The sequence below is a fragment of the Desulfoluna sp. genome (genome assembly GCF_030145185.1).
Lineage (GTDB): Bacteria > Desulfobacterota > Desulfobacteria > Desulfobacterales > Desulfolunaceae > Desulfoluna.
The window spans coordinates 1-11170 of sequence record NZ_JAQYWB010000059.1; the positions used below are offsets into that span (position 1 = coordinate 1).

Sequence of the window (11170 nt, forward strand, 5' to 3'; positions counted from 1 at the left end):
AATCTAACCCCCTTTAAAGTGTGCGTATTATACAATACATGCACCTCAAAAAGCAAGGGAAAAAAGCTTGATTTTTCAATTGAATAACGCAAATGAGAGTGGTTTTTTGTCTTAAGGTGTGCGCTTTATCCCATTTTCAGGATGTAAAGGATATCAAGCAGACCTTTTCACGGATCTATAACCGGAAAAAGAATCGTCGGGGGACCCTCTGGGGTGAGCGTTTTAAAAGCGTGATTGTAGAGAAAGGTGAGACCGTTATTAACTGCCTGGCCTATATAGATTTAAACGCTGTGAGGGCAGGTATTGTGAAACGGCCTGAGGATTATCGCTGGTGCTCCATCGGGCACCATGTGCAGACGGGAAACCGAGATGATTCTTTTTTTATAGAATTTCGGTTGGTGGAGTTCGGGGTGGAGAGTGCAACGCGCCTGCAAAAATATCGCGAATTTCTCTATCATGCGGGATCGTTGAAAAAACGGGGCAAGGCCGCAATCCCGACGCGGATATTTCAGTCAGAAAAGGAAAAGAATTTTGAGCTGGATCGCATTCGGCGGTTCAGGTCCCGAACCCGGTATTTTACCGACTCGGGAGTTATCGGCTCCAAGTCTTTTGTTATCGGAACCTATGAAATCTTTAAGGATCGGCTTTATGGGAGCCGGGAACGCGTGCCAACGCGGGTCAGCGGCTTTGACGGCATGTACTCCATGAACGATTGAGAGAGGCTTGACGGTTTTTAGTCGCTGCACAGCAAAAGTCTGCAATTGATAAGAACGAATTCAGCACCCAGTCCTGTCGACGTGAGGGCATACGATTCATGTTTTGTCCTTCGTCATTTCAGCTGGAAGGGCTGTTCCTGCATCTGCCTGTTCGGGCATCGATTCACAATGCCACATTAAGCCCAGATCGAATCAGCGGGGTTACAACGCTTTTATTGGGTCAGGAACGGCGTAAAAAGAAATATCATGTCATGAGATTCAACATCAGGCGCTTGCTGCCTGTCCCTTAGTTTTCTTAGTTTTCTTAGTTTTTAGTTTGCTCTTAGTTTGCTTCAACTCACTAATTCATGTTCTGCCTCGACAGTTCTTGGTTCTTTAGCACCCTTCATTACAGCTTCTAATGCCAATGACTCCCGATATTCTTGAGCCTCAGCAGCCATAGTCCAATGAGCTTCAAGCCCAATTTTTTCCACAACCGTCCTAATCTGCTTTATACCCACCCGAAAAAACTCTTTCCGTGAATTCACCTTATTGACCTGCTCGTCCATAAATATTCGGTGTAATTCTTTTTCAAGAGTAGGCGCGTCTTCACTATGAATCATTGCGTGGACATCAAACGCAAAGGGAACACTTGCGTCGCCGAGTTCTTTAACACGGTCTAAAGGTTCAAGCCGCCGGGTAAGACCAATTTTAAACACATCTTCGCCAAAGGACCCTACATTGGAAATAACGTATACATGACCTCGACGGGTTTGCTGGGCCATGGACAACGCCCTTTGATTCTTGGCTTCTGCGTCTTTAAGTTGAAGCTGGAGATCCGCAAGTTTTTGTTCAAACTCAAGTCGCTGCTCATCGTTGGCATTTTCGAGTTCTTTGCGAGCTTTCTCCATGGCAGCCTGAAGTATTTTCTCTTCTTTTTCTGCCTGTTTTATGGCCCTCTCATACTCTTTTCTGGCCTTCTCTTCTTCCCGCATGGACTCTTTAATGAGCCTCTGTTCCTCGCGTTCCTGAAGCTTTAACTCATTGGTTTTAACGGCCCACTCCAACTCACCAACCCGGGCGTCACGATAATCTGGAAGAATTCGGGCATTTCTAAAGGCCTCACCATTATGGTTCACAAGGCTGAAGGCATCCAGAATCTCCTGGTTTAATTTTCCAAAATTATCATGCTTCACCTTAGATAACGTGGTGTCTACTTTCCCATTAAATGCATCCAGAACAAAACGGACAGCTGTCCCTTTTCGGTGAGTCTCAACATAGTCACACGCAGCAGCAATACCATTTTTAATCATTCGTTTTGTCTTCTGGCGCGCATCTTTTAGCTCAACGCCAGCTTCTTTGTGACTGAACTCTTCAGCCAGTTCATCAAGCAGGCTTTTGTTGGGAATGATGTATTCATCACCATACCCTTTAATGATATTTTTCATGGCTTTGGCCGCTTGCTCATAATGCTTTGCGTTTTCAACAGCCTTCAATGCATCACCGGCAACCTCTTCTGCCTGGGTGCGGGCACTTTGAACTATACCTACAGCCTCTTTGATGGCTGTATCGTACTCTTCTTGAGATTTTTTGCTCTTCTGCTTGGCACTTTCGACGACTTCTTTTGCGTACTGATCGGCCCTCTGTTTAATCTTGTTGGACCTGTTTTCAATATCTTCAAGCAACCTCACCGACTCTTTTTCAGCTTCAGATTTAATTCTCTCAGCTTCGATCTTTGCATCTTCAATACCTTGGTATTGCCAGAGAGGATTTGTCTTTTCTTCAAGCGACAGATATTCCTCTTTCAGCTTCTCAATCTCAGCTTGACTCTCCTCTTTCACTTGGCCAATTTCGACTTCAAGTGCAGTACCTCTCTTTATGGCGTTCCTGCTTTTAAAAAATAAAAAGGCGGCAATAAACGGGCTAATCACGATCAGGAAAACGACTACACCAGCTATAAAGTCTGGATTCATATTGTCACCTTTGCAGGAAAATAATCATACTCAAATATGGCATCAACACGTGAATATTCAAAGAGAACCATACGCCTCAAAGTATGACTATTCAATCGAAAGCTGTACACACAGGTAAAAAATACTCGTCAGAACTCACGAAGATAGACAGTAAATCAAATCAAGAACTGCAGAGAAGCTATTTTGGAAATGGGATTGGGATAAGTTAAACCCGGCTGTTAAATGTGGCAGGGGTCGCGCCTTGATATTTTACACAGCCCCCTCTCATTGTTCGTCGATTTATCCATGAACGGCATGAGGCTAAAGCTGGGAAACGTCGAAAAGGCTCCGAACGAGGAGGCCCCGACAAAAAAAGCCGTGACCACTTACCCCGATAAGGCATGAAGCAGAAAATCGGTTTCCCGAGCAAAAACTGCTTCCGATTTCTGCCGGTGGATCGATTGCAAAGCAAAGGGCTGTTAAACCACGAACCACACAAAAAACACGAACAGGGCAGCATTCAGCCGCCACAAAAAAATTTCCTTTTCAATCTCTGGCTTTTTTTCGTGTCTTTCGTGCTTTTCGTGGTCAAAAATTATGTGAGCTCTTTTCTGGATAAGCAGGGTCGCAAGCACACTATAGGTGTCACATGGCGGGCTGTTTTCGTTAATCTGGCTGCCTGAAGGAGCTTGGGCTGAATCGGTACGGCGAATTCAAACCAACCCGCTTTCAAGGTGGCACACCTTGTCGCTGGAGGCCTTTTTTGTTGTGCTGAAGCAGTGACGGTCAATTCACGAGAAGGGGTCGCGTCTTGACATTGGACATCCTGTTAAATCCTTTCAGTTTTATACAACATCCGGTTTGGCACTATATGCTACTTCAGGCACCATTATGCAGGTTTTAAGAATCTTGGTCCTATAACTATATCGGCCTCAAGCCACCGATTAAAAAAGCGAGAATCAATGAGTAGGAGTTGTGTCAAATGTCAAGACGCGACCCCTCCCCTCGATTCTTCCCGAAATAAGGCCAGACGATCAGAACAAAGCCTGCGGCGATCATGGGAAGACTCAACATCTGCCCCATGGTGATGGGAAGCCCATCTGCCCAGAAGGCCTGGGTGGTCTTGAAGGATTCAAGGATCAGGCGGGTTGAAAAGACGGTGATGAGGAACAGACCGGAGAGACGCTTAGGAGACTTGCTTACACCGGCTCTGTCGCAGATAAACAGAAGAAGAAAGATGGCGGCATAGCTGAACGATTCATAAAGCTGCACCGGATGCCTCGGTGTGGCATCGATGCGGGCAAAAATGACAGCCCAGGGCACATCGGCGGGATGGCCCACAATCTCGGAGTTGAAAAAATTGCCCATGCGAATCAAGGCGCCACCAAGAATGGCTGGAATAGCCAATCGATCCAGAAGTGCCCAGAACGCGAAGGCTTGCTTGCGGCAAAAGAAGTGCAGCGACACCAGAAATCCCACCAACCCGCCATGGCTGGCGAGACCGCCCCTCCACAGCATCGGTATCTCTAAAGGATTTGCCAGATAGTACCCGGGATCGTAGAAGAGGCAATGGGCCAGACGTGCGCCGATCAGTGTTCCCACAATCAGGTACAAAAGCATAGAGTCCACAGCGGACGCTATCTCATCCTCGCCGCCCCAAATGCCCCCATCATCTTGTTTCAATCGCCACAGCATATACCCCTGCCCCAGAAGAAAGGCAGCGGCAAAAAAAAGACCATACCAACGAATCTCCAAAGGCCCCAGAGAGACCATCACCGGACTTGTATTCCAAATCAAAGCATTCATCATGGCCCGCATTGTGGCCTGAATGTCAGACGGGTGTCAAATGACAAAGCCCTGTTTTATCCTTCATCATTTCAGCTGGAAGGGCTGTTCCTGCATCTGCCTGTTAGGGCATCGATTCACAATGCCACATTAAGTCCAGATCGAATCGGCGGGGTTACAACGCTTTTATTGGGTCAGGAATGACGCAAAAAGAAATATCATGTCATGAGATTCAACATCAGGCGCTTGCTGCCTGTCCCTTAGTTTTTTCCTTAGTTTCTTAATTTTCTTTGAAGCCTAATTTAATGCATTGGTTGTAACCGGACAATCGTGGTTAAAGTTTTATTATAATTTGATTGTACGGGTACAGTCTTTAGTGATACGAGCACTTAACATTCGTGATCAGGCACTGCAATAATGTATTGAATGGAACGTGCTATCCCGAATATTTCATGAGGAGCCGATCTTACCGAAGCAATAAGTTTTTATTTCGGTATGTTACTGTGAAAAATTTAGATATTTGTAAAATACAAAATGTGATTCACGTTTTCTGCTCGATTTTCTCACCCTTCGGGCTATGCGAATAATGATTCTGATGGCGTATTCAAAAAAGGAAAAAAACAGTTTCAACCTTATGCGGGCAAGAAAGTCGTCCAGGCTTGAATATTATATTTAGTGAATCAGTTTTTTAAGGGGGGAGGGGGAAATGTATGGCGTATGTAAGGTCAATTGCTGTGGCTCTATTATTTTTCACACTGACGGGATGTGGCTTGCCAACTGTGCCTGTGACCGAGATTGTGCCAGTGTCTATGATCGAGACTGTGCCTGTGTCTGTGATCGAGACTGTGCCTGTGTCCGAGATTGTGCCCGTGCAGGATCATTATCTTCTGGCTGAGGAAATTAAAATTACATCTGCTTTGGATGATGAGATCACCCTTCTGCATAAAAAGATGCCCACGGAGATGATCATTCAGCAAATGCACGGTGGTACGATTACAGGCATGGAATTTTCACCGGACGGAACTCTCCTCGCAACATGCTCCGCGGACAGCCTGATAAAAATTTGGGATGCAAAAAACGGAAAGCTTCTGCATAACATAAAAGATAAAATCGAAAATAGTATTTTTAAGAAAAAAATGAACGCCGTCGCTTTTTCACCGGACGGTAAATATATAGTCTCCGGTGGTACAGATGGATTAGTAAAAATATGGGACGTAAAAAGTGGGGCCATTCTTAAATCCTTTTCTCTGACACAGGAGGAGGGTAATGTGTTGAGTGTAGATTATTCTCCTGACGGAAAACGAATTATCGCGGCGGGGGCACGTGATCGTTACAAGGAGGGTAGAGCAAAAATATGGGATATTTCAAGTGGCAAAATGGTGCTTGCCCTTCAAGGTCATTCCAGTAGAATCAGAAGCATTCAATACTCTCCCAATGGAAAACTCATCCTTTCAGGCTCTTTAGATAACATTAAACTCTGGGATGCTCAAACAGGGAAACTCTTAAGTACTATTAAGGCCCCTTTCATATTAGAATGTGCTGCATTTTCCAGGGACGGGCAATGGGTAGCCGGTGGTTTCGGGGAGGGTATCGTCAGTGTCTGGAGTCTAAAAACAGGTAAAAAAATATTCACAGAAACACTGCAAAATCAAATATATAAAGATATTTCTAACATTAAGTTCTCCCCTGACGGACATCACCTTTTTTTTAGTACAAAAGAACATATGTCTAAAGTAAATTTGATCAACGGGCAGATTGAATCTTTTGATAAAGAGTATTGTGATAAATTTGATATTTCTCCCGACGGGGAGCAGATTGCAAACGCAAATATACATACAGGCATAAGGCTCTGGGATAACGATAAAAAAAAGGTGCTCTTAACGTTCAGCCAAAGCTCAAATTCGGTTGAAAGCATAGCGGTTTCACCGAACGGACAAGCATTATTGTCAGGTGGCGGTGATGAACTGCTTAACCTTTGGGACATTAAAAACGGAAAGCTCACCCGTGCAATTAAGCAGAGGAGCTGTGAATCCCTGGAAAGTGTTGTTTTTTCGCCTGATGGTAAAAAAATGATCGGTGCCGGAAATGACTTTGATAACAAAACAGATGTCCGGGATGTGTCCACAGGAGACATTGTCTTCAGCCTTATAGATAAGGCTGATTCTGGCCTTAATAAGTACAATAGTATTAAATACTCTCCTGATGGAAGATACATCCTGTCAGGCTCTTATTCCGGTCCTTGGGATGGAACTGTAAAATTATGGGATGCAGCCACGGGAACACCGATACACCGTTTTACGGGGTCGGCTGTGTGGTCTGTCGCTTTTTCTCCCGACAGCAGGATGATGGCCGCGGGATTTGGTGATAACACCATAAAAATATGGAGTGTCAAAAGCGGCAAGATTATTCTATCCAAAAAGCTTGACCATAGTGTGGGTCAGGTGGCGTTTTCTCCAAATGGGACCCACCTTTTGTTTTATACATTGGGTCTAAATAGAATAGATATCAGCAATGGGGAAATATCAGCCTTTACACATTGCACACCACGAGTTTTTGATATTTCTACTGACGGCAAATATATAATTGGCAGCTCCTTTTTTGGCGATATTCAATTATGGAATGTTAATACGGACACGCTCATCCGAACGTTTAAAGGACACACCGGCCATGTGAACAGCATAAAATTTTCTCAAAATGACAAACTTGCCATATCAGGCGGTAAAGACGGCACCATCCGTTACTGGAATGTGGAAACAGGGAAACAGATCTGCCTCTCAATGACCGATAAAAATGGTGAGTGGGTCGTTATAACCCCCTCTGGAGAGTTTGATAAATCACAGGGCTTTGAAGGCCTCCACTGGGTCAGGGGCCTTGACGTTCTTGAACTCGATCAATTTTTTGAATCTTTTTATAAGCCAGGTTTAATGGCCCGGGTCATTGATACGGGGGGAGCAGCAGAAAACATTGCCGGAAAAACAATCGATGCGATGATGGCCTCCCCGCCGCCTGTCATTACGATTATCTCTCCAAAGGCGCTTAAAGCCGATCAGAAAAATGATGCGAGCGTTGTGGTCAGTCCAAAAGGAACCATAGAGATTGTGCTGGAAGTTAAGGATAATGGCGGAGGAATCAAAGACATTACTCTTTTTCATAACGGAAAGCCTGTTAAACGAGAACAAAGGGGCATCAAAAAGAAAAGCAGCTCTTCGAATACATCACAGTTCGTCTCATTCCATATGGCCCTTCTTAATGGAAAAAACACCTTTACCGCTGTTGCCAAAAGCAAAACCGGCCTTGAATCAAAGCCGGTTAATGCAGCCATTTCATATAAAGACCCGAATCTTGAAAAACCGGATGCCTATTTTGTCATTGTGGGCATTAACAACTATAAAAACACAAAATACAACCTGAATTACGGCAGGGCAGATGCTGAAGCGGTCAGCGCACTTTTCAGAGAGAAATCCACGAAGCTCTTTAAAACCATGCATGTAACAGAACTGTTCGACAATAAGGCGACAAAAACAAATATTCTACAGGCACTTGATAACGTTGTTAAATCTGCAAAACCGAAAGACGTTTTTGTGCTCTACTATGCAGGCCATGGTGTCATGGTGGAAAATAAAAAAGGGACACCGCATTTTTATATTGCACCCCATGAAGTCACCGCCCTGTACCGTGAACAACATATCTGGGCAAACGGGATATCGGCTGAGCAGCTTACCGGATATTCAAAACAGATCAGAGCCAGAAAGCAGTTGCTGATCATGGATGCATGCCAGGCGGGCGGTTTTGAGCAGACCTTTGCCATGCGTGGTGCCATTGAAGAAAAAGCTCTGAAACAGCTTAGCCGGTCGAGCGGACTCTACCTTCTGGCAGCAACACAGTCCGAGCAGTTCGCAACGGAATTTGCGAGTTTAAAACATGGTGTCTTCACCTATGCTGTTTTAAAAGGCCTGCAGGGTGAAGCGGACGGCAGCCCCAAAGATGGAAAGACGACCGTGCGAGAGCTTTCCGCATTTATCGAAGATAAAATGCCGGGATTAACCGAAACCCATCGCGGCAATGCACAATACCCCAGCATTTACGGGCGGGGGCAGGATTTCCCCATACTTCTTTCCCAATAGCAGGCCTTCGCAGGCTTTGGCACGGGTCAATTGTCATACATAGGCTCGCCAGAATACCGCTGGGATTTGACCCGAGGAACGAGGGGTAAAGCCCAGCGGTAACCTGCTTTCAAGGTGGCACACCTATCCGCCGGCGGCCTTTTTTGTTGTGCGGAACAGTTACGGTCAATTCACCATAAAACCTCTACATTCATTCCGATTTAAAGAGTAAATTAATTCCTGATAATACCTCTTTAAAAATCTCAATCTGACGTTCATAGAACTCTGAATCTATTTTCTTATTCACAGCATCAATCACAGTGCTGGCTTTGACCGTTTCGGTGATTCCTGATTCTGTGATAGTAATAAAAAATTGCCTGCGGTCCTTTTCATTCATCTTTCTCTTCACAAAGCCGGATTTCTCGAGCCGGTCTACAGTTCTGGTGACTGCCGAGTTATCGGTCTCCAGTGCCCGACTCAACTCGCTCATTGTGCGGCTGTTGCGTTCCCTCAGAAGAAACAGAATTCCCAGCTGCCCCGGGGAGACCTTAAGCCCTGCTTTCGTGAGCTGCTGCTTAATATAGACCTTCAGTGAGTTTTCGGCCTTTGAAAGCATAAAGAACAAACGGTTATCCATTCTCTTTTCCTCTTCAGTATTAAGATGTTTTGCAGGCCAGCTATCCCGAATATTTCATAAAAATGGTCACGTCAAAGAAATACGACACGATTAAAGCTGTTTACTGTGAAACATATAGAAATTTCTAAAACACAAAATGCAATTCACGGTTTTCTACCCGATTTTCTCACTCGACTCGTGAAATATCCGGGCTATATCGTCTTCACCATATTCAGGGAGGACCACTCTCCCCCTGACAATACGGTCCATAAATTTTTCTTGGGGAAGAGACGTCTGTCAATTTCCCGGGATTCGAGTCCCTCTTTCTCCAGGGCTCTGACCTTTTCCTGAAGCGTCAGAAAATAGTCCAGCTTTGATCTGAGTTTTTCCTTACCCTTTTTCTGTATGCCGGAATGGCCGCAGAATATCGTGTCAAAATCGAGTTCAAGAATTTTCTGAATCGATACGATGGCATCACCGATGTTCTCATCCTTGAATGCCACGGCCTGTCTGCGGCTCACGTACAAGTCTCCGGAAAAGAGCCATCCCCTGCTCTTCTCATGGAACACGACGTGATCTTGATGATGGCCAGGGGCATTGATCACATCGAATCTGTACTTATCCGTTTCAATAAACTCAGGCATGGGATCTGCCGTGAAGGCATCCCGGTTTCTCCAGACGAGCCAACGGTATAATGGAATACTGCTCTTCATAGAAGCTTCAGCTATCGAATGACGGTGAAGGTATACGGGAACCTGAAGGCTCTCCTTTATCCATGCGGCGGCCCCTGTATGATCCTCGTGTACGTGGGTCAGGGCAACGCTGTTTATTTTGTTCCCTTTGATCAGAGACCTCGTCTTTTTTAAAATGGCCCCGGATCCGGCATCTATCAACAAGCCATCTACGATGTAGAGACAAATATCCAGTTTGAATGGGTAGATTCCCGACTTCGTCTTTGCTGATATGAAATCATTCTCTATTTTTTTAATTATCATCGACAGTTCCTGCACAGGTAGAATGGGTTATGGCCATATTGGATCTGTTAATTTGTCACGACAATATTTGATTAGTCAAATAATGTCAAGAAGCCAGAGGACAGCCAAAATAGGCTCGGCCCCTTTTTGTTCCCTTTCCACGCAATCCCGATACTGACAAATAAACGCTGTTGAACACAGAAAAAAAAGAAAGCCGATACCCGCTGGACAGCCCACTGTTTTTTATTGACTTATTCAGTGAACGACCGTTAACTTAACATACGTTCATTAATCAACTGTTCATCATTTTTTAAGTGAGTTCAACGACAGGTCTGTACGCGGTATAGCAAAAATTAAGCCCCCTGCCCCTTTTTCACAGGAGAGTCAAATGTCGAAAGCTGTACGCAGTGTTGAAGAAATCGAAGCAATTAAAAATCGAATTCTTGATACGGCCACGATCATTATTTACGAGCAGGGGTTTGACAACCTGAGCATGAGAAAAATTGCCTCGCGGCTGGGCATGACCGCTGCCAATATCTACAACTATTATTCAAACCAGGATGAGCTGTATCTCAGCATCCAAATCAAGGGCTTTACGCTTTACAATGACTATATCATGGACGTCTACAATGCATATGACGACCCGGTTGAGAGGCTCGGGAAACTGCTTGTCGCCTACCTTGATTTCGGAATCGGGAACCCCGGCTATTATGAAATTATGCTGGACAGCAACACGCCAAGGTACAGCGACTACATGGGAACAAAACTGGAAGCCCTTGCCTATGAGGCCAAGCAATCGGCTCTGACGCTGCTGGGACGGGCCACATCAGCAATCGAAGAGGTTGCCGTTGCCACCGGGCGCTTCCCGCAAGAGGACGCCTCCTACCTCTCCCTTCAGCTTTGGAGCCATGTCCACGGCACAGTGATCCTGCAAAACAGACGGATATGGCAGGAGGTGGTTGACGATCCAGAGGCCATCATCAAGCGGATGGCCAGCGACCTCCTGGAGCACTTTTTGGGGCCAGAAAAACCATAAATAGCCAGT

The 11170-nt window shown here is 45.3% G+C and carries 8 protein-coding genes; 4 read left to right on the top strand and 4 right to left on the bottom strand.

All coding sequences use genetic code 11. The annotated features are described in order from the left end of the window. Positions 1-92 precede the first annotated feature (92 nt). The gene (locus Q1Q75_RS17030) at positions 93-716 is read left to right on the top strand and encodes a hypothetical protein (protein ID WP_300673050.1); all 624 of its coding nucleotides are present in this window, start codon (positions 93-95) and stop codon (positions 714-716) included. A gap of 332 nt (positions 717-1048) precedes the next feature. Here the strand turns inward: Q1Q75_RS17030 and Q1Q75_RS17035 are convergent, their stop codons facing one another. Next, the gene (locus Q1Q75_RS17035; protein ID WP_300673052.1) at positions 1049-2668 is read right to left on the bottom strand and encodes a DUF4041 domain-containing protein; all 1620 of its coding nucleotides are present in this window, start codon (positions 2666-2668) and stop codon (positions 1049-1051) included. A gap of 380 nt (positions 2669-3048) precedes the next feature. Here Q1Q75_RS17035 and Q1Q75_RS17040 point away from each other — a divergent pair, with 380 nt between their 5' ends. After that, on the top strand, positions 3049-3330 hold the full coding sequence (locus Q1Q75_RS17040; RefSeq protein WP_300673054.1) for a hypothetical protein: 282 nt from the start codon (positions 3049-3051) through the stop codon (positions 3328-3330). A 295-nt stretch (positions 3331-3625) separates the two neighbouring features. Here the strand turns inward: Q1Q75_RS17040 and lgt are convergent, their stop codons facing one another. Then, positions 3626-4444, bottom strand: a complete 819-nt coding sequence (lgt, locus tag Q1Q75_RS17045) for a prolipoprotein diacylglyceryl transferase (protein WP_300673056.1) — start codon at positions 4442-4444, stop codon at positions 3626-3628. A 698-nt stretch (positions 4445-5142) separates the two neighbouring features. On the opposite strand from lgt, the gene Q1Q75_RS17050 reads away from it, so the two are divergent. Next, positions 5143-8556: a caspase family protein gene (locus Q1Q75_RS17050; protein ID WP_300673058.1), complete on the top strand. Its 3414-nt coding sequence runs from the start codon at positions 5143-5145 to the stop codon at positions 8554-8556. Positions 8557-8746: 190 nt separating this feature from the next. Here the strand turns inward: Q1Q75_RS17050 and Q1Q75_RS17055 are convergent, their stop codons facing one another. Together Q1Q75_RS17055 and Q1Q75_RS17060 are read right to left on the bottom strand one after the other, a co-directional pair. After that, the gene (locus Q1Q75_RS17055; protein WP_300673060.1) at positions 8747-9172 is read right to left on the bottom strand and encodes a MarR family transcriptional regulator; all 426 of its coding nucleotides are present in this window, start codon (positions 9170-9172) and stop codon (positions 8747-8749) included. 191 nt (positions 9173-9363) lie between these two features. After that, positions 9364-10146: an MBL fold metallo-hydrolase gene (locus tag Q1Q75_RS17060; RefSeq protein WP_300673061.1), complete on the bottom strand. Its 783-nt coding sequence runs from the start codon at positions 10144-10146 to the stop codon at positions 9364-9366. A gap of 367 nt (positions 10147-10513) precedes the next feature. Between Q1Q75_RS17060 and Q1Q75_RS17065 the strand changes: the two genes are divergently transcribed. Continuing rightward, positions 10514-11161 (top strand): TetR/AcrR family transcriptional regulator, encoded by a 648-nt coding sequence (locus tag Q1Q75_RS17065; protein ID WP_300673063.1) that lies wholly within the window; start codon positions 10514-10516, stop codon positions 11159-11161. The last annotated feature ends 9 nt before the right edge of the window (positions 11162-11170 follow it).